The sequence below is a fragment of the Rhodococcus sp. DT1 genome (assembly GCF_049844875.1).
Taxonomy (GTDB): Bacteria; Actinomycetota; Actinomycetes; order Mycobacteriales; family Mycobacteriaceae; genus Rhodococcus.
Genome location: NZ_JBNCLW010000006.1, coordinates 261,987 through 280,467, shown reverse-complemented (window position 1 = coordinate 280,467; position 18,481 = coordinate 261,987). Strand labels below are relative to the sequence as shown.

At 68.8% G+C, this 18,481-nt stretch carries 17 protein-coding genes; 14 read left to right on the top strand and 3 right to left on the bottom strand.

The genetic code is table 11. The features are described from left to right. Positions 1-6 precede the first annotated feature (6 nt). From glmM to ACLQ3J_RS17310, 3 genes are all read left to right on the top strand, one after another. Complete coding sequence (gene glmM, locus ACLQ3J_RS17320) at positions 7-1,293, top strand: phosphoglucosamine mutase (RefSeq protein ID WP_425904031.1); 1,287 nt, start codon at positions 7-9, stop codon at positions 1,291-1,293. Positions 1,294-1,432: 139 nt separating this feature from the next. Then, positions 1,433-1,792: a hypothetical protein gene (locus tag ACLQ3J_RS17315; RefSeq protein ID WP_425903996.1), complete on the top strand. Its 360-nt coding sequence runs from the start codon at positions 1,433-1,435 to the stop codon at positions 1,790-1,792. Beyond that, on the top strand, positions 1,789-3,165 hold the full coding sequence (locus ACLQ3J_RS17310) for a hypothetical protein (protein ID WP_425903994.1): 1,377 nt from the start codon (positions 1,789-1,791) through the stop codon (positions 3,163-3,165). Before ACLQ3J_RS17315 ends, ACLQ3J_RS17310 begins: the two co-directional genes overlap by 4 nt. 49 nt (positions 3,166-3,214) lie before the next feature. Here ACLQ3J_RS17310 and ACLQ3J_RS17305 read toward each other — a convergent pair whose 3' ends face one another. Further along, entirely contained in the window at positions 3,215-4,060 is an 846-nt protein-coding gene (locus tag ACLQ3J_RS17305) for a dienelactone hydrolase family protein (protein WP_169619937.1), read from the bottom strand. Between the two features lie 161 nt (positions 4,061-4,221). Between ACLQ3J_RS17305 and glmS the strand changes: the two genes are divergently transcribed. Genes glmS through tsaD form a run of 8 tightly spaced genes read left to right on the top strand, consistent with a single transcriptional unit; the run spans position 4,222 to position 12,611 of the window. Then, positions 4,222-6,087 (top strand): glutamine--fructose-6-phosphate transaminase (isomerizing), encoded by a 1,866-nt coding sequence (glmS, locus tag ACLQ3J_RS17300; RefSeq protein WP_169619936.1) that lies wholly within the window; start codon positions 4,222-4,224, stop codon positions 6,085-6,087. A 44-nt stretch (positions 6,088-6,131) separates the two neighbouring features. Beyond that, complete coding sequence (locus ACLQ3J_RS17295) at positions 6,132-7,601, top strand: bifunctional ADP-dependent NAD(P)H-hydrate dehydratase/NAD(P)H-hydrate epimerase (protein WP_169619935.1); 1,470 nt, start codon at positions 6,132-6,134, stop codon at positions 7,599-7,601. Positions 7,602-7,659: 58 nt separating this feature from the next. Then, positions 7,660-8,841: an alanine racemase gene (gene alr / locus ACLQ3J_RS17290; protein WP_169619934.1), complete on the top strand. Its 1,182-nt coding sequence runs from the start codon at positions 7,660-7,662 to the stop codon at positions 8,839-8,841. Then, the gene (locus tag ACLQ3J_RS17285; RefSeq protein WP_422424849.1) at positions 8,838-9,896 is read left to right on the top strand and encodes an alpha/beta fold hydrolase; all 1,059 of its coding nucleotides are present in this window, start codon (positions 8,838-8,840) and stop codon (positions 9,894-9,896) included. Before alr ends, ACLQ3J_RS17285 begins: the two co-directional genes overlap by 4 nt. Further along, entirely contained in the window at positions 9,889-10,371 is a 483-nt protein-coding gene (gene tsaE / locus ACLQ3J_RS17280; protein WP_169619932.1) for a tRNA (adenosine(37)-N6)-threonylcarbamoyltransferase complex ATPase subunit type 1 TsaE, read from the top strand. Before ACLQ3J_RS17285 ends, tsaE begins: the two co-directional genes overlap by 8 nt. 31 nt (positions 10,372-10,402) lie before the next feature. Further along, a complete protein-coding gene (tsaB, locus tag ACLQ3J_RS17275) occupies positions 10,403-11,068 on the top strand; it encodes a tRNA (adenosine(37)-N6)-threonylcarbamoyltransferase complex dimerization subunit type 1 TsaB (protein WP_378529046.1) in 666 nt (221 codons plus the stop codon). Then, entirely contained in the window at positions 11,065-11,547 is a 483-nt protein-coding gene (rimI, locus tag ACLQ3J_RS17270; RefSeq protein ID WP_169619930.1) for a ribosomal protein S18-alanine N-acetyltransferase, read from the top strand. The genes tsaB and rimI overlap by 4 nt, the downstream gene beginning before the upstream one ends. A 35-nt stretch (positions 11,548-11,582) precedes the next feature. Further along, a complete protein-coding gene (tsaD, locus tag ACLQ3J_RS17265; RefSeq protein WP_169620011.1) occupies positions 11,583-12,611 on the top strand; it encodes a tRNA (adenosine(37)-N6)-threonylcarbamoyltransferase complex transferase subunit TsaD in 1,029 nt (342 codons plus the stop codon). A 16-nt stretch (positions 12,612-12,627) separates the two neighbouring features. Here tsaD and ACLQ3J_RS17260 read toward each other — a convergent pair whose 3' ends face one another. Then, the gene (locus ACLQ3J_RS17260) at positions 12,628-14,217 is read right to left on the bottom strand and encodes an Hsp70 family protein (protein ID WP_425903992.1); all 1,590 of its coding nucleotides are present in this window, start codon (positions 14,215-14,217) and stop codon (positions 12,628-12,630) included. A gap of 317 nt (positions 14,218-14,534) precedes the next feature. On the opposite strand from ACLQ3J_RS17260, the gene groES reads away from it, so the two are divergent. Then, positions 14,535-14,837: a co-chaperone GroES gene (gene groES / locus ACLQ3J_RS17255; protein ID WP_006550071.1), complete on the top strand. Its 303-nt coding sequence runs from the start codon at positions 14,535-14,537 to the stop codon at positions 14,835-14,837. Between the two features lie 87 nt (positions 14,838-14,924). Continuing rightward, a complete protein-coding gene (gene groL, locus ACLQ3J_RS17250) occupies positions 14,925-16,541 on the top strand; it encodes a chaperonin GroEL (protein WP_169619928.1) in 1,617 nt (538 codons plus the stop codon). Between the two features lie 157 nt (positions 16,542-16,698). On the opposite strand, the gene ACLQ3J_RS17245 is transcribed toward groL, so the two are convergent. Then, complete coding sequence (locus tag ACLQ3J_RS17245) at positions 16,699-16,992, bottom strand: WhiB family transcriptional regulator (RefSeq protein ID WP_072699558.1); 294 nt, start codon at positions 16,990-16,992, stop codon at positions 16,699-16,701. Between the two features lie 534 nt (positions 16,993-17,526). Between ACLQ3J_RS17245 and ACLQ3J_RS17240 the strand changes: the two genes are divergently transcribed. After that, positions 17,527-18,444, top strand: coding sequence for a hypothetical protein (locus ACLQ3J_RS17240; RefSeq protein ID WP_378529048.1), 918 nt, complete (start codon positions 17,527-17,529; stop codon positions 18,442-18,444). Positions 18,445-18,481 lie beyond the last annotated feature (37 nt).

Genomic DNA, 18,481 nt, shown 5'->3' with positions numbered 1-18,481 from the left:
CGTCGGGTGTTGTGGCATTTGCGTCGGCGGGGTGTGGCGGCCGGGTTGGTGGCGCCGGTGTTTCCCGCCCCACGCGGGCCGGTGGCCGTCGTCGGCCGGGACCCACGCGCGAGCGGTGAGATGCTCGAGGCCGCCGTCACCGCCGGGCTCACCGCAGCCGGCGTCGATGTGCTGTCGGTGGGCGTGCAGCCTACTCCCGCAGTCGCGTACCTCACCGCCGCGTACGGCGCCGACCTCGGAGTGATGATCTCCGCGTCGCACAATCCCATGCCGGACAACGGCATCAAGATCTTCGCGGCGGGTGGGCACAAGCTCGAGGACTCGGTCGAAGACCGCATCGAAGCGGTACTCCAGGGCGAGAACGGATCACCGGCACGCCCCACCGGAGCAGGGATCGGACGCGTCCGGGTCGCCGAAGACGCTGTGGACCGTTATCTCGCGCACCTCGCGTCGACGATGCATCATCCCCTCACGGGTCTGACGGTTGTCGTCGACTGTGCGCACGGTGCGGCGTCACGCGTCGGCCCCGAAGCCTACGAGGCCGCCGGCGCGACGGTGATCGCAATCGGTGCGGAGCCCGACGGGCTCAACATCAATCTCGATTGCGGCTCGACACATCTCGAAGGCTTGCAGAAAGCTGTGCTGGAACACGGCGCGGATCTGGGTCTCGCTCACGACGGGGATGCCGACCGTTGCCTCGCGGTGGACGCGTCCGGTGCCGTCGTCGACGGCGACGCCATCATGGCGATCCTGGCGCTGAGCATGCACGAGTCGGGTGAACTGCGCGACGGCACGCTGGTCACGACGGTGATGAGCAACCTCGGCCTCCACCTCGCGATGAAGGACGCCGGAATTGCCGTCCGGACCGTCGGGGTCGGGGACCGCTACGTGCTCGAGGAACTGCGCCGCGGGGGATTCAGCCTCGGTGGCGAACAGTCCGGGCACATCGTTCTCCCTGCTCACGGCACGACCGGCGACGGCGTGCTGACGGGACTGCGGCTCATGGAACGGATCGCCGCGACCGGACGCTCGCTCACCGAACTGGCGTCGGTGATGACCATCCTCCCGCAGGTGCTCGTCAACGTCCGGGTGAGCGACAAGGCGGCGGTGGCGAACGATCCTGCTGTCGCGAGCGCCGTCGCCGAAGTGGAGCGTGAACTCGGCGAGACCGGACGCGTGCTGCTGCGGCCCTCCGGGACAGAGCAACTCGTCCGCGTCATGGTCGAGGCCGCCGACGACAGCCATGCCCGCGCTCTCGCCGACCGGCTGGCCGGAGTCGTGGCGGGCGTCTGACGCCAGGACAGCCCCTCATCCGGTCCCCGCTGGGACCGTATCGGCACCACGCCCCCTCCCGACCCCTCCACGATGAGGGAACCGGAGGGGGCGTCGCTGCGTCCAACCCTGCGAACGCAGTGCGGGGGAGGGGCGGGACATGGCAGCACCACGGGATCGTGTGCGATTCGACGAGCAGGGCGTCACGTCGGTAGCGGGTCGATTGGCGAGATCCGCGGACGACACCGATCACGAATGCCGTCATGTGCTGGGAAACCTCGAGTTCGGTCCACGCACGGCTGGCGAGCACTACCGCAATTGCGGCGCCGTCGTCGAAGACGGATACCGGCGAGTGCGCCGGGCCTGTGACGAGTGGGTGGCGACGGTGAACGCACACGTGGACGCGCTGCGCACCGCAGCCGACCATTACACCGAGCGCGATGCGGCGACAGCGGACGATCTGGCCCGTGTGCCGGGCCCGGATACCCTCCGGGGCGATCCCGGCCGCTGGTCACGATGACGCCGGCACCCGACCCGGCCCGCATCCTCGAGACGGGCGCCGGCGGTCTGACGTTCTTCGCCGACTACCTCCCCTGTGCGCATCAGCTGGGCATCGCGTCTTCCGTCACGGCCGAGTCGCTGCGGGAGAGGTACGACGAACAGCGCGGCCTCGATCTCGCCACGCTCGTCGCCGACGCCTCGGATCTTGCTCGGCTCGCCTGTCTGCTCGGCGGGCATGTCGAGGATCAGAGCGGTCACGTGCGTGGCCTGCCGCGAGTCTGGCAGGGACGTGCCGCCGACACCGCCCGGTCGCGCCTGGACGCCGTCGTCGGCCAGGGGTGGGCACTGCAGAGCGGGGTGGACGCGCTCTCGCGTGCTCTCGCCACCGCTGCGTCAGACATCGCTGCGATCGTCGGCGACAAGGCGCGCGTCGTCGGCGCGCTCGAGGGACGCCTCGTCGGCGGACGTACTGCCGACGAAGTCCGGGTGATTGTTGCCGGCGCGTCGGGCGGGTCCGGCGGTCCCACTCCGGATCAGGTGGCGGGCTGGTTTCCTCCCGTCGATCGCGTGTCAGGCGACCCGGCTGCCACGGCGGAGTCGTGCTCGCGATGGCTACGCGAGACGTTCACCCCGGAGTTCGGCGCTGCGATCGACGGTGTGCTGCGAGTCTGTGACGATACCGATCGAACGATCAGATCTGTATTCGACTCTCTGGCAGCATCATTCGCCAGTATCGAAGACCTCGGTGGGGTGGGAGCCGCGTTCGGCGGGTCGGTGCCGGGCAGTATCCGATCGGGCTTCGCTCCGAACGTGCCGCCGTCGGGGGATGACGGGAGCGACCCGGTACGAGCAGGAGTAGATCTCGTCGTCGCGGCAGCGGGTCTCGCCGGTGCCGTACTCGACCTGGCCGGATCGGGAGTGCGGGCCGCGACCGCGATGCTCGACGCCGCCACGGATGCCGCGATGTCGCCCGGCGCCACACCCCCCGCCGCGCCTCCCGATGCGGAGCCGTCCGCGCCAGGCTCAGCAACGCCGGCGACCCGATCCGACGGGGAAACAGAGCCGTCCGGCAAATCCGAGGAACCGTCGGCGTCGAACCTGGTGCCGGTGGAACCAGTGGTGGACAGGCCCCCCGATCGATTGCCGACCGAGAACCCGAGCGCGGTCGCCACACCTGTGGGCAGTTCGCCACCGGAGCCGGTGGGTGACGAGATCCATCCATCCGGGACGCCCGCAAGTGGCATCCCCCCGGTGGCCGTTCCGCGCGCGTCCGGCCGCCGCGACACCTCGACATCTCCCCCTGCGCCGGCCGTTGCCGAGACGGATCGGGCGAGCCGGCAACCCGGTGACCCCCACGGTGGGGTGGTACTTGCCGAAGCCGGGCCGCTCTGACACCCGGGGAAAGGCGCAGTCGCCGTGGGCGATCGCGCGTCGAGCAGGATCAGCGTCCGAGAAGAAGATTGATCTGGCTGCCGAGTTCGCGGTCGATGGAGTTGGGGTCGGTGAGCGCGATGGAGCCCGGAATCTCGGCGGTCGGGTCGGAGAAGGCCGCGTAGGTCTTGTCCCCGTTCAGCCGGTGGAGCAGGAAACCGGTGAGCAGCGAGCGGGTGTGCTGCTGTGTGCGTCGCTCGTTCCCACCGATGCCGAGAGCGGCGAGCATGCGACGGCCCTCGGCGAGACCGTTGTCGTCGGACTTCTCCACGACGCGCAGTTGCACGTCGCCGCCCCACGATGCGGCCACCGCTGCCGCGTCGCTGGTCATCGACCCGACGCTCTTCTCGCCGACGAGGACCAGACCGGGAGCGGTGACCTGCGCCGCGGCGTCCGACGCACGCGGTGAGGTCGGTGCCGGGTAGAGCGATGCGACCGCAGCCACCTCGCGGCGCGCGGCAGCCAGCACTGCGGCGCCCGCACCGAACCCGTGGCCGACGAACGCGAGACGGTCCGGATGGACGCTGATGCGTCCCGTGCCGAGTCGCACGCCGAGGCAGATGTCGAGTGTGGTGTGCAGGTCGGTGGCGAGCCCCACAGCCGACGGGACCGGGCCGCGTTCGGTGCTGGGAGCCCCGACGACGATGCCCCACGACGCGAGATGCTCGAACAGTGCTGTGTACTTGCCTACATTCGTGAGCCAGCCGTGCCCGAACGCCACTGCCGGAAGGTTGAACCCTTCGGCGGGGGTATAGACCACGCCGGGTTGTCCCGCGAGCGCCAGGTCGCCGCGCAGCACCGAGTGCGGACCGCGCTTGGACAGTTCCTTAGCCAGGGATTTCGGGTTCGCCGCCACGGCGTGAACGTTAGCGGATACGCCGCGGAGGCGGGTCCGGTGTGCCCGTGACGTGCGTGTCGCGCGAAGTCGGTGCGCGTCGTGCCCGGGTAGCTGCCCGCGGGCGGCCGAGTTCCCGATGAGTTGCGGTCGTCCAGCCCGCGACCAGTACCCTGCTAACCATGTGCGGAATCGTGGGGTATGTCGGGCACCGTCGTGCTCTCGACGTCGTAGTCGAAGCGCTGCGGCGGATGGAGTACCGGGGTTACGACTCGGCCGGAATCGCCATTCTCGACGGTCGAGGCGGATTGGCAGTGGAGAGAAAGGCCGGGCGTCTGGCCAACCTCGAGGCCGAACTCGCCGAGATCGGGGAGGACCACTTCGCAGGCACCGCCGGAATGGGCCACACCCGATGGGCGACACACGGCCGCCCCACCGACCGCAACGCGCACCCGCACCGGGACGTGACCGGCAAGGTCGCCGTCGTGCACAACGGCATCATCGAGAACTTCGCACCGCTGCGCGAAGAACTCGAGAAGGACGGCGTGGAGCTGGCCAGCGACACCGACACCGAGGTCACCGTGCACCTCGTGGCCCGTGCCTACGCCGAAGGCCCGACCGCCGGGGACTTCGTGGAAAGTGCGCGCAGCGTGCTGCGCCGCCTCGAAGGTGCGTTCACACTCGTCTTCACCCATGCCGACCATCCCGGCACGATCGTCGCCGCTCGACGCTCGACACCGCTGGTCGTCGGCGTCGGGGACGGCGAGATGTTCGTCGCCTCCGATGTCGCCGCGTTCATCGAGTTCACCCGCGACGCCGTCGAACTGGGCCAGGACCAGGTCGTCGTCATCACCGCGGACTCGTACGAGGTCACCGACTTCGACGGCAACACCGGTGTACGCACCCAGCCGTTCACCATCGACTGGGATCTCGCCGCCGCCGAGAAGGGTGGCCACGACTACTTCATGCTCAAGGAGATCGAGGAACAGCCCGGCGCGGTGGCCGACACCCTGCGCGGGCACTTCGTCGACAACCGCATCGTGCTCGACGAGCAGCGGCTCTCCGATCAGGAACTGCGCGACATCGACAAGGTGTTCGTCGTCGCGTGCGGCAGTTCCTACCATTCCGGTCTCGTCGCGAAGTATGCGATCGAGCACTGGACCCGCCTGCCCGTCGAGGTGGAACTGGCTTCCGAGTTCCGGTACCGCGACCCGGTGCTGGACCGTTCGACGCTGGTGGTCGCCATTTCGCAGTCCGGGGAGACCGCCGACACCCTCGAAGCGGTGCGGCACGCCAAGGACCAGAAGGCTCGTGTGCTCGCGGTGTGCAACACCAACGGCGCGCAGATCCCGCGTGAGGCCGACGCGGTGTTGTACACCCGTACCGGTCCGGAGATCGGGGTGGCGTCGACGAAGGCGTTCCTGGCGCAGATGGCCGCGAACTACCTGGTCGGCTTGGCTTTGGCGCAGGCCCGTGGGACGAAGTATCCCGACGAGGTGGCACGCGAGTACGAGGATCTGGCGGCGATGCCGGAGAAGATCGCACAGGTGCTCGAGGGTATGGATTCGGTCCGGCAACTCGCGCGGGACCTGTCGGCCTCGCCGGCGGTGCTGTTCCTGGGCCGGCACGTCGGGTATCCGGTGGCGCTCGAAGGCGCTCTCAAACTCAAGGAACTGGCGTACATGCACGCCGAGGGGTTCGCGGCCGGTGAACTCAAGCACGGTCCGATCGCGCTGATCGAGGACGGTCTGCCCGTGATCGTGGTGATGCCGTCGCCGAAGGGCCGCGCGGTGCTGCACAGCAAGTTGCTCAGCAACATCCGGGAGATCCAGGCGCGTGGCGCGGTGACCGTGGTGATCGCGGAGGAGGGCGACGAGACCGTGCGCCCGTTCGCCGACCATCTCGTCGAGATCCCGTCGGCGCCGTCGTTGCTGCAGCCGTTGTTGTCGACGGTGCCGTTGCAGGTGTTCGCGGCCGAGGTCGCGCAGGCACGCGGGTACGACGTCGACAAGCCCCGTAACCTCGCGAAATCCGTCACGGTCGAATAACCCGGACCACGCCGCCGGGCGGCACGAGGCTCCCAGGAGGGGCGATGCGCAGCTACTACCCGTGCGAGGCGGTGCGAGCCGCGGAGGCGCCGCTGCTGGCCTCGCTGCCGGAGGGCACGCTGATGCGCCGGGCGGCGCACGGTCTGGCGACCGTCGCCGCGGCGGAACTGCGTGCCGTCACCGGGGGAGTCGCCGGGAGACGGGTTGTTCTGCTCGTCGGGTCCGGCGACAACGGCGGGGACGCCCTGTGGGCCGGGTCGTTCCTCCGCCGGCGTGGCTGCGCGGTGACCGCACTGCTCCTCGATCCGGACCGTGCGCACCCCGCCGGTCTCGCCGCACTGAAGGCCGCCGGGGGTCGTGCCGTGCCGGCCCGGCCCGAGCATCTCGGTGACCCCGACCTGGTGCTCGACGGCATCGTCGGAATCTCCGGTCGCGGCCCACTGCGTCCCGCCGCCGCCGACATCGTCGACGCGATCACCGCGCCGATCGTCGCGGTGGACACGCCGAGCGGCGTCGACCCCGACACCGGCGCCGTGGACGGCCCGGCGGTGAGCGCAACCGTGACCGTCGCGTTCGGGGCCCTCAAACCGGTCCACGCACTCGCGTCACCCCGGTGCGGCCGGGTCGAACTCGTCGACATCGGACTCGAACTCCCCGAATCCCGCCTGATCGCTGCCGAGGCCGCCGAGGTGGGAGCCATCTGGCCGGTACCGGGCCCGGACGACGACAAGTACAGCCAGGGCGTAGTCGGTGTCTCCGCGGGCAGCGCGAAGTACCCCGGGGCAGCGGTCCTGTGTGCGGGGGCAGCCGTCGCCGCGACCTCCGGCATGGTCCGCTACGCCGGTTCCGCGTCGGCCGAAGTTCTTGCCCATCGCCCCGAAGTGGTGGCCGCACCCTCGGTCGCGGAGGCCGGTCGCGTGCAGGCCTGGGTCGTGGGCCCGGGCGGCGGCACGGGCACCGAGGCCGCCGAGACCCTCCGGGCAATTCTGGCCACCGATCTGCCGGTCCTGGTCGACGCCGATGGGCTGACCGTGCTCGCGCGCAACCCGGACCTGGTTCGGGGACGTGCCGCCCCGACCCTGCTCACTCCTCACGCGGGTGAGTTCGCACGGCTCACCGGGGCACGACCCGAACCGGACCGGGTCGCAGCGGTACGCACACTCGCCGCGGAGTGGGGCGTCCATGTCCTGCTCAAGGGGCACGTGACACTGATCGCACGGCCCGACGGCCTGGTGTTCGTCAACGACGCCGGAGGGTCCTGGGCCTCGACGGCGGGCGCCGGCGACGTGCTGTCCGGAACGATCGGCGCGCTGCTGTCGTCGGGGATGCCCGTCGATCTCGCCGCTGCCGCCGGTGCTCGGGCACATGCGTTGGCCGCCAACCTCGCTGCTTCCGGCGGCACGCCCGGGGAAGGCCTGCAAGCAGCGTCGGCGGCGCCGGTGTCGGCGAGTGCGATCCTCGCCTCGCTGCACGACGCCGTGCGGTTGCTCCGTACCTATATGCCCGAATCGTGACCGGACGCGCCGGACCACGGCGTCCGTACAAAAACGGGCAGTGGCAGGATCGAGAGACGTGACCACGACCCAGCACACCCTGCCTTCAGCCCGAAACGCCCGCCCTCAAGCCGAGGCGGTCATCGATCTGGACGCGGTCGCCGAGAACGTTCGGCGGCTCCGGGAGTTCGCCGGGGACGCTGCCGTCATGGCGGTGGTCAAGGCCGACGCCTACAACCACGGAGCCGTGCCCGTCGCGAAGGCTGCGCTCGCCGCCGGCGCCCGTGAACTCGGGGTCACCACACTCGGTGAAGCCATCGAACTGCGTGCCGCCGGAATCGAGGCGCCGGTGCTGTCCTGGCTCCACGCCTCCGACGCGGACTTCGCACCCGCCATCGTGGCGAACGTCGAACTCGGCGTCTCCTCGCCCCGCCACCTCGAGTCGATCGTCGCAGCGGCGCATTCCACCGGGACGACGGCGTCGATCGCGGTGAAGGTCGACACCGGACTCAACCGCAACGGCGTCGCCCCCGACGAGTGGGACGTGTTCGTCGACGATCTTGCGCGCGCCCAGGCCGAGGGGTCGGTGCGGCTGCGCGGTGTGTTCTCCCACCTCGCGCACGGGGACGAACCCGAGCACCGCGTCAACGACGAGCAGCGTGACCGTCTGAAGGAGGCGGTCGCAGATCTGCGACGCCGGTCGTTGTCTCCGGAGGTAGTGCACCTGGCGAACTCCGCTGCCACGCTCACCCGCCCTGACCTGCGATTCGATATGGTTCGGCCCGGAATTGCGATGTACGGTCTGACACCCATTCCGGAACGCGGCGACTTCGGGTTCCGTCCGGTGATGACAGTACGGACGAAGGTGATTCTGGTGAAGAAGGTTCGAGCAGGGACGGGCGTGTCGTACGGGCACAGCTGGATCGCTCCCACCGACACGACGGTGGCACTTCTGCCGATGGGATACGCCGACGGCATCCGCCGCAATCTCAGCGGGCGGATCGAGGTGCAGCTCGGCGGCCGGCGGCGGCCGCAGATCGGCCGGATCTGCATGGACCAGGTCGTCGTCGACCTCGGCCCGGACGGTGCCGGAGTAAACGAAGGCGACGAGGCGTTCTTCTTCGGTGACGGTCGTCACGGTGAGCCCGGAGCCCAGGATTGGGCCGAGAAGCTCGACACGATCAACTACGAGATCGTCACGGGCATCGGCGGGCGCACCGTGCGAACCTACGTCGGGGGCGAAGGGAGCGTGACGCCATGACGGTCTTGGGCCGAATGGGCATGCTCGGGTCCAGCCTGATCACACTCGCCTCCTCGGCCGGCCTCTACGCGGTCCGTACCGCGGGAATGCCCGCCCACGAACTCTACGAGGACGAAGATTTCGACGCGATCCTGCGGCTGCCGAAACGGGTGATCCACACCGAAGACGACGTCTCGCTCGTCGTCCGGGAGGCCGGATCGCCGTTCGCGCCGCTCACCGTGGTTTTTGTGCACGGCTACTGCCTGCGCATGCAGTCGTGGCACTTGCAGTACCGGCACATCGCCGAGCGCTGGGGCCGCGACGTGCGGATGGTCTTCGTCGACCAGCGGGGGCACGGTGAGTCGGGTGCCTCGGGGTCGAAGACGTGCACCATCGCCCAACTGGGCCGCGACCTCGGACGTGTCATCGACGCCACAGCCCCGGCCGGGCCGGTGGTCGTGGTGGGACATTCGATGGGTGGGATGACCACCATCGCGCTGGCGGCGCAGCGCCCCGAACTGTTCGGGCCGCGGGTCGTGGCAGTGGGATTGCTCGCCACCACCGCAGCCGGGCTCAGCAAGAGCGGGATCGGGCGCAACCTCGACAACCCGGTCATCGACGCCTTCCGGTACGCCGCACGCACGGCGCCGGGTTTCGTGCAGCAGGCGCGAGGCATGGCGCGGGCGATCGTGTCACCGATCCTGCGGGCCGCGTCGTACGGCACCGTGGTCAGCCCGCGTCTGGTCCGGTTCTCCGACCGGATGCTCGACGAGACGCCCGTCCTCACCATCGTGAACTTCCTGCGCACACTCGAGCTGCACGACGAGTCCGCAGCGCTGCCGGTGCTCGGCACCGTGCCGGTTCTGGTGCTGTCGGGGGACGCCGACATGGTGATTCCCTATGCGAGTTCCGAGGATCTCGCCGAGGCGCTGCCCGACGTCGAACTCAAGCGGGTGCGCGGTGCAGGCCACCTCGTGCAGCTCGAATTCCCCGAAGTTGTCAACCGGGCGGTGGACCGCCTGATCCAGCGCGGTTTCGCGCACGACGTATCGACCAGGCGGTCCGCAATTGTCTGACGACCAGACCCGGGACACCGGGTCACGAAGCATCGAACTCGAGACCGTCGAGGACACGGAAGCGTTCGGCAGGCGGCTCGCTGCCGACCTGCACGCCGGGGATCTCGTGGTCCTCGACGGCCCTCTCGGCGCGGGGAAGACCGCGCTCACCCGCGGAATCGCCGCCGGTCTCGGGGTTCAGGGACGCGTGACGTCGCCGACCTTCGTGATCGCCCGCGAGCACCGCCCCGGCAGCGCCGACGGCCGGCCGCCGGTCGGCCTGGTGCACGTCGACGCGTACCGGCTCGGCAACGGTCCAGGGGCACTGGACGAACTCGATGCGCTCGACCTGGACACCGATCTGGCGGATGCGGTGGTGGTCGTGGAATGGGGCGAGGGACTCGTCGAGAAGCTCACCGACCGGCATCTGCGTGTGCGTCTGCGCAGGGATCCCGACAGCGACGTCCGCCGGGCGGAGTGGGCCTGGGTGGGCTGACGGACTCGAACGGCGGGTACGCTGGTACATCGTGCTCGTGCTCGCCGTCGATACCGCAACCCCCGCCGTGACCTCCGGACTCGTCCGTCTCGGCGGCGGCGCCCGTCCCGAGACTCTGGCGTCGCGCGTCACGGACAACCCTCGCGCGCACGCGGAGGTACTCACTCCCCAGATTCTCGAATGCCTCGCCGACGCGGGACACACACCGGCAGAACTCGACGCGATCGTCGTCGGCGTCGGGCCCGGCCCGTTCACCGGGCTGCGCGTCGGCATGGTGACAGCCGCCGCGTTCGGCGACGCCCTGGGCATTCCCGTGTACGGAGTGTGCACACTCGACGCGATCGCCGCCGATGTCCGTCGTCTCGACGGTGACGTCGACGGCGGAGACCTGCTCGTCGTCACCGACGCCCGTCGCCGGGAGATCTATTGGGCGCGGTACAAGCAGGATCAGCGTGTCGAGGGCCCCGAAGTTCGTAAACCGGCCGAGGTCACCGCGGAGCCGTCGGTGCGAGTCGCGGGTTCGGCGCCGCACGCCGCGCTGTTCGACGTGCCCACCGTGGACGTGCAGACACCGTCCCCGGCCGGCCTGGTGGCAGTGGCCGCGGAGGCGATCGGCTCCGGCGCGACCCCCGATCCGCTGGTGCCGATGTATCTGCGCCGTCCCGACGCGGTGGAGACTGCGGACCGGCGAGCATGACTCGCACGACGATCGACGCATTGCGGCCCGAGGACGCCGACCGTTGTGCGGAACTCGAAACGATCTTGTTTCCCGGTGACGGTCCGTGGAGTGCGGCCGCGTTCCGGTCCGCACTGGCGTCGCCGAACAATCATTACGTCGCCGCTCGGGACGCCGACGGACGGGTCCTGGGGTATGCCGGACTCGCTCGCCTGGGTCCGGCCGTCTTCCCCGAATCCGAAGTCCACACCATCGGCGTGGATCCCGCTGCGCGCCGGCAGGGCATCGGCGGCGCACTGCTCGCGAACCTGCTCGCGGCCGCCGATCGGTGGGGCGGCCCGGTGTTCCTCGAAGTGCGTACCGACAACGACGCCGCGATCGCCCTGTACCGGCGTGAGGGCTTCGAGATCGTCGGAACCCGAAAGAACTACTACCAGCCGAGCGGCGCCGACGCGTACACCATGAAGCGTCCGGATCCGCGAGAGGAGCGACAACCGTGACCACGGTGAGCGCACTGCCGAAGAATCCCATCGTGATGGGTATCGAGAGTTCGTGCGACGAGACCGGTGTCGGAATCGTGCGGTGGACCGGTGACGGCACCCTCGAACTTCTCGCCGACGAAGTCGCCTCGAGCGTGGACGAGCATGCCCGGTTCGGGGGAGTGGTTCCGGAGATCGCGTCCAGGGCGCATCTCGAAGCGATGGTGCCGACGATGCGACGTGCGCTCGCCGCGGCCGGGATCGACAGGCCCGACGCGGTGTGCGTCACCATCGGACCTGGTCTCGCCGGTGCGCTGCTCGTCGGAGTGGCCGCCGCCAAGGCATACGCGGCAGCGTGGGACGTGCCCTTCTACGCGATCAACCATCTCGGTGGCCACGTCGCGGTGGACACCCTCGAGCACGGACCGATGCCGCCGTGCATTGCTCTGCTCGTCTCGGGCGGGCACACGCACCTGCTCCATGTCGAGGACATCGGCAAGCCCATCGTGGAACTCGGCACGACTGTAGACGACGCAGCAGGTGAAGCGTTCGACAAGGTGGCCCGGTTGCTCGGTCTCGGTTATCCCGGCGGACCCGAAGTGGATCGGCTCGCCAGAGAAGGCGATCGCACGGCGGTGGTGTTCCCCCGCGGGATGACCGGGTCACGCGACTCCCGCCACGACTTCTCGTTCTCCGGGCTGAAGACGGCCGTCGCGCGCTTCGTCGAGGCGAAACAGCGTGCGGGTGAACCTGTTCCGGTCGCCGACGTCGCCGCGGGTTTCCAGGAGGCGGTGGCCGATGTGCTCACCATGAAGGCCGTCCGGGCCGCGAAGGATCTCGGTGTCGACACCCTCGTGCTCGGTGGCGGGGCGACAGCGAACAGCCGACTGCGGGAACTGGCCGAAGAGCGTTGCGCGGCAGCAGGTATGACGCTGCGGGTGCCCCGGCCGAAACTCTGCACGGACAACGGTGTGATGATCGCAGCGCTCGGCGCGCACTTGATCGCCGGCGGTGCGGCACCGTCCTCGCTGGGTGCGGCCACCGATCCCGGCCTGCCGGTATCCGTGTCGCAGGTCTCCGCCTGACCGTCCCCGCGCGGCGTCAGCCGCCGGTGTCGGCGTTCTCCGGAGGGATGACAACGGTGCCGGTCTCGCCCGAGAGCGGCGTCCCGGGCGCGACGGCCGGTGCGCCCTCTGTCGTCGTAGGCGCCGGCGACGGAGCGATCCCCGGGTCGGACGGTTCCGTACCCGGTTGATCGCTCGGTTCCGGTGACACCGGAATCGGACTCGTGGTGTCCGGAAGTGTGGTGTCGTCGGGCCCCGGTGTGGTCGACGGGTCCGGTGTGGTGCTCGACGGCGGCGCAGTGGTGGTGTCGCGATCGGGGAAGGTCTCGTCGGGCGAGACCTCGGGGGTGGGCACCTGGTCGATCGGGGTGGGGGTCACCGTGGTTCCACCGGACCGGGGATTCGACGTGCTCGATCCGGGGATGTCCGTGTCCAGGATGCCGGGAGGGAGCATGTCGGGGGTCGGTACGGGCGGGAACTGTGCGTCCGAGGTGAGAGTCGAGATCGGCAGGGAATCCGGGTCCTGGGACGGGATCGCGGTCTCGGTGGGCGCCCGGGGTGCGTCCTCGTTCGCCGGGGGCACCGCTCCGCTCGTCATCAACGGCGAGACCGGCCCGCCGGCGGTGTCGCGGCCGGCGAAATGCTCGGTGGCGAAACCCGCGAGGATCGCGCTCAGCACGAGTACGCCGGCGAGCGTGCCCGAGAGCCGTCCGCTCGTTTTGCCGCGACGCGTCCTCGACGACCCGACCAAGGGATAGGCCGCTGCCTCGGCGGACTCGCCGATCAAGGCGGCGCCCTGAGCCGCAGCGGATGCAGGCTCGGCCACGCGCATGGTGTCGCCGTCGAACGCGCCCGCAATTGCGTCGGCCAGGGCGGGAACGCCGGCCGCGCCACCGACCAGTGCGAGTGTCCGTGGGTGCGGTGTCGATCCGGTGCAGATGCGCCGCGTGAATGCGGCAGCCGTGTCGGCGAGGTCGGCGCTCAGTTCGTGGAGGTCGGCGCGGGTGAGGGTGACGGACGCGTCGGGTCCCGCTTCCGCGATGTCGATCCGCGCGACGTCGGCGGTGGTGAGTACCTCCTGGGCGCCCTGGCACCGGGCGGCGAGCAACTCGGAGTCGATCCGGCGGCGGGTGCGCATCGTGCTCGTGGAGCGGAGGACCCGTTCGTAGATCCGTGTTCCGAGCGCGTTGCCGCTGACTTCTTCGGTGCGTGCAGAGCGTAGGACGGTGCCGGTGGATTGGTCCAGGACGGACACCGTGGTGCCCGTGGCACCGAGATCGGCGATCGCGACCGTTCCCGCTTCGGAGCGAAGGCCCACGGTGCGGAGGAATGCGAGCATCGCAGCGGTTTCGGGGACGAGTCGTACGTGTCGTCCCTCGCGTTCGGCAGCGAGACGTACGGTCTCGGCTTGTTCGTCGGTGCGGTAGGCGACGTTGACAACAGGACGATCCGCCAGGTGCGCGCACATCAGGGAGACGGCGTCGAACACAAGATCACCGAGTTCACGGCTTCGGTCGGAATCGGCAGCCAGTCGGCGGTACTCGGTGGTGGATCCGGTCTCCGTGTCGACCCGTAGGGCCGAACCGACACCTGACGTTCCCACGGAGATGCCTAGCGACGTGGGCATAAGTTCACCTCTCGTGCATGACCGGTGCTCGGGCGGGGTTCTTTTCCCTCTCTAGGGTCACCGTATGGTCACGCTCTCGATTTCGTTATGCAACCGTAACATAATTCTGTATGTGGTGACTCGGCTCGGCGCGTCGGCCCCGGCCCCTCTTGAGTGGCTGGCACTCTCATGTATAGAGTGCTAGTGACACCGAGCGTTGATCCGGCACCCGCGACGACGGGTCTGCGTACGGCGTCACCCGTGGTGACTGAACAACCCCGCGTCCGAGGACATCGAGAGCTTCGGACCCAAAAACCCCTGAAAGTGGAGGGCTCATCGTGGCGAGCGTGAACATCAAGCCGCTCGAGGACAAGATCCTCGTCCAGGCCAATGAGGCCGAGACGACGACTGCCTCCGGCCTCGTCATCCCGGATACGGCGAAGGAGAAGCCCCAGGAGGGCACCGTCGTCGCTGTAGGCCCCGGCCGCTGGGACGAAGATGGCGACAAGCGCATCCCGCTCGACGTCAAGGAAGGCGACGTCGTCATCTACAGCAAGTACGGCGGAACCGAGATCAAGTACGCCGGCGAGGAGTACCTGATCCTGTCTGCGCGCGACGTCCTGGCTGTCGTCGCCAAGTAGGCCGCACACATTCCGCCCCGGAGTTCCGTCATGGACCCGGGGCGGAATCCGTTGCGGATCACCCGAGTCCAGGAGTAGCCGGAGAACATGTCCAAACAAATCGAGTTCAACGAGACCGCGCGCCGAGCACTCGAACGCGGTGTCGACCAGCTCGCCGACGCCGTCAAGGTCACCCTCGGCCCGCGTGGGCGGCACGTCGTGCTCGCCAAGGCTTTCGGTGGCCCCACCGTCACCAATGACGGTGTCAGCATCGCCCGGGAGATCGAACTGGCAGACCCGTTCGAGAATCTCGGCGCTCAGCTCGTCAAGAGCGTTGCCACCAAGACCAACGACGTCGCGGGTGACGGCACCACCACCGCGACGGTTCTCGCGCAGGCGCTCGTCAAGGCCGGCCTGAGAAACATCGCCGCGGGAGCAAACCCGATGGCCATGGGTTCGGGCATCTCCAAGGGTGCCGACCGCGTCTGCGAAGCTCTGCTCGCGGCCGCCACCCCGGTCGAGGGCAAGAACGCCATCGCGCAGGTCGCCACGGTCTCGTGCCGTGACGCGGAAATCGGCGAGATGGTCGGCGAGGCCCTCACGCGGGTCGGCGAAAACGGTGTCGTCACGATCGAGGAATCCTCGACCATGCACACCGAACTCGTCGTCACCGAGGGTGTCCAGTTCGACAAGGGCTTCCTGTCCCCGTACTTCATCACCGACGTAGACACCCAGGAAGCCGTCCTCGAGGACGCGCTGATCCTGCTCTACCGCGAGAAGATCACCTCGCTTCCCGACTTCCTCCCGCTCCTCGAGAAGATCGCCGAATCGGGTAAGCCCGTTCTGCTCATCGCCGAGGACATCGAAGGCGAACCGCTGTCGACCCTCGTGGTCAACGCGATCCGCAAAACCCTCAAGGCTGTCGCGGTCAAGGCGCCGTACTTCGGCGATCGCCGCAAGGCGTTCCTCGACGACCTCGCGGTCGTCACCGCGGGTACGGTCATCAACTCCGATCTGGGCCTGTCCCTGAAGGAGGCCGGACTCGACCTGCTCGGCAAGGCACGTCGTGTCGTCGTCACGAAGGACAGCACCACGATCGTCGACGGCGCAGGCACGGCCGACGAGATCGAAGCACGCGCGGCGCAGTTGCGACGTGAGATCGAGGCGACCGAGTCCGACTGGGACCGCGAGAAGCTCGAAGAGCGTCTGGCGAAGCTCGCCGGCGGCGTGGCGGTCATCAAGGTCGGCGCGGCCACCGAAACCGATCTCAAGGAACGCAAGTTCCGGGTCGAGGACGCCGTGAACGCGGCCAAGGCCGCCGTCGAAGAGGGCATCGTCCCCGGTGGCGGTTCGGCTCTGGTCCAGGCGTCGCTCTCGCTGCGTGAACTCGAAGACTCGCTTTCGGGCGACGAGGCGCTCGGTGTCGCGGTCCTGCGTACCGCGCTGACCGCGCCGTTGTACTGGATCGCCTCCAACGCCGGCCTCGACGGAGCCGTCGTGGTGAACAAGGTGACCGAAGCGGAGAAGGGCCACGGCTTCAACGCCGCGACCCTCACCTACGGCGACCTGCTCGCCGACGGTGTCGTCGATCCGGTGAAGGTGACGCGCTCGGCGGTTGTCAACGCGGCGTCGGTCGCGCGGATGATCCTCACCACCGAGAGTGCCATCGTCGAGAAGCCCGAAGAGGCTGCGGACGACAACCACGGTCACGGGCACGCTCACTAGGAGCGAACCGAGACACGAAACACGAAGCCCCGCGCAGAGTTCCATGCGCGGGGCTTCGTCGTGTCGGAGGGCGGTGCCGGCTCGGGCCGTCGGGCGCTCGGCGGACGACGCTCGGACGTGCAGCCTGTAGGGCGGGGTCATCCGCACCGGGGCCGCATCACACGGCGACCTTGCGTCGGCGATGACGGGCGTACATCTCACGTTCGGTCTCCGACATTCCGCCCCAGATGCCGTACGGCTCGGCAACGGTGAGTGCGTGCTCGCGGCACTGCTCGAGCACGGGGCAACTGCGGCACAGATCCTTCGCACGGCTCTCGCGCTGGGCGCGCGCACGTCCCCGTTCCCCGTCCGGATGGAAGAACATCGAGGAGTCCACTCCGCGACACTTGCCGTCCATCTGCCAATCCCACAGGTCCGCGTTGGGCCCGGGCAGGTGATTCGGTGCAGGCATGTGGCACTCCTTCGCAGCGTTGCTCGCATCAAGGACGAGCGGACCGTAGTTCGGTGATGGGGTACCCCCCATGCAGCCGAGCGAATCTTTGTTTCGAGCGAACTCACCGTAAAAGCGTTATCGATTCACCGTCAAGGGTTTCGATCAGTGGCGAAGTCCATAACAACAACGTCAAGAATTAACCCCTGAAATATTTACATTGTGACCGGGTCATGATGCAACCCGGCAGCCGAATGTCTTTCGAAATCCGGCGTTGCGGACATGGCCGGGATCGCTCATCGCCCTAACCAGTGCAAAGGCAGCGATGTGCCCGGTGTACGGGGTTTCGCCCTCGTCGCGGAGCCTCTTGTGCGCCGCCTTCGTTGGGCATACAAATTGTATGTTCTTAACGCTACGTTAAAGGAAATGTTCGAATTCGGTTCACTGGACGTTCGTCCTATTCCACTCTTCAAGACTATTTGCGCGCGCGGTGCGTATTTCTTGAAACATTCGGCCCGGATGGGGCGGGCCGAACGTCGGTGCGATGATTGTCCGATGTTCGCCAAAGGCCCCATGAAGGATGACATCGAATCGGCGGGGCCGCAGCGTTCGTTGCCGCCGAGTTCGCCCGGCACGGCGGCCGTGCTGGCCGCTGCGGCATTCGGCGCCGCCCCGGGCATGCATCCGCTCCCGGCAGCGCACGATGTGGAACAGCGGTGGCACCGCGCCGTGGCCCTGGGTGGCCAGGGGCGCTATGCCGCGGCGCGAGCCGAACTCTCGCGGCTCCGCCGGGAGGTCGGACCGACAGGGGCCTGGGCATCACTCGTCGCGAGTACCGAGGCGTCGCTGCTCCGCCAACTCGGAGGGCATCGGGTGGCTGCGGCGTCGGACGGCCGGGCGCTGGCGGCAGTAGGGACGGAGGCTGCCTCGCACGGGGATCCGGAGAACCGCATCCGTTGTGTCCGAGCTCGATGCGACGCACTGACCGGTCTTGCCGCCGACTCGCTGGGGACCGGGGGGCTCGCGGCTTCCCGGGACCTGCTGACACGGTGCACCGCGGTGCTGGACGAGGCGGAGGACGCCGACGGCGACGCACCCTTTCTGCGCCAGCGGATACGCCTCGCATGGGTGAGTGCCGAAACGGCTCTGGCCGGAGGGGACTTCTCCACCGCTCGTGTGTTCGCGGATCGTGCTGCCGCCCTCGCGTCGCGGTACGGATCGGTGCGGCACACGATCAAATCCGACCTGATCAGGGCCGCGTCGCTGACCGGCGATGTCGATTCGGAGCCGGCGCGTGAGCTCGCGAGAGAAGTGTTCGACCGTTGCGCGGAACACGGCTTGATCCCGCTCCGGTGGGCGGCAGCGATGATGCTCGCGGGCGTCGGTGGCTCCCCCGAGGCGGTAGCAGCGGTGAACGCATGCGCCGCAACGATCGTCCGCCGCGGTGGGCGATTTGTCCCGATGGGCGTCTGACCGGTACTGCCGTACCCGAACTGTCGGCCACTATCGC

Excerpts from the sequence above, each read along its gene's own strand:
- ACLQ3J_RS17315 (WP_425903996.1), top strand. The coding sequence starts at position 1,433 with ATGGCAGCACCACGGGATCGTGTGCGATTCGACGAGCAGGGCGTCACG.
- ACLQ3J_RS17260 (WP_425903992.1), bottom strand. The coding sequence starts at position 14,217 with ATGCCCACGTCGCTAGGCATCTCCGTGGGAACGTCAGGTGTCGGTTCG.
- ACLQ3J_RS17310 (WP_425903994.1), top strand. The coding sequence starts at position 1,789 with ATGACGCCGGCACCCGACCCGGCCCGCATCCTCGAGACGGGCGCCGGC.
- ACLQ3J_RS17240 (WP_378529048.1), top strand. The coding sequence starts at position 17,527 with ATGTTCGCCAAAGGCCCCATGAAGGATGACATCGAATCGGCGGGGCCG.
- ACLQ3J_RS17245 (WP_072699558.1), bottom strand. The coding sequence starts at position 16,992 with ATGCCTGCACCGAATCACCTGCCCGGGCCCAACGCGGACCTGTGGGAT.
- glmS (WP_169619936.1), top strand. The coding sequence starts at position 4,222 with ATGTGCGGAATCGTGGGGTATGTCGGGCACCGTCGTGCTCTCGACGTC.
- rimI (WP_169619930.1), top strand. The coding sequence starts at position 11,065 with ATGACTCGCACGACGATCGACGCATTGCGGCCCGAGGACGCCGACCGT.
- groL (WP_169619928.1), top strand. The coding sequence starts at position 14,925 with ATGTCCAAACAAATCGAGTTCAACGAGACCGCGCGCCGAGCACTCGAA.
- tsaD (WP_169620011.1), top strand. The coding sequence starts at position 11,583 with ATGGGTATCGAGAGTTCGTGCGACGAGACCGGTGTCGGAATCGTGCGG.
- ACLQ3J_RS17295 (WP_169619935.1), top strand. The coding sequence starts at position 6,132 with ATGCGCAGCTACTACCCGTGCGAGGCGGTGCGAGCCGCGGAGGCGCCG.
- ACLQ3J_RS17285 (WP_422424849.1), top strand. The coding sequence starts at position 8,838 with ATGACGGTCTTGGGCCGAATGGGCATGCTCGGGTCCAGCCTGATCACA.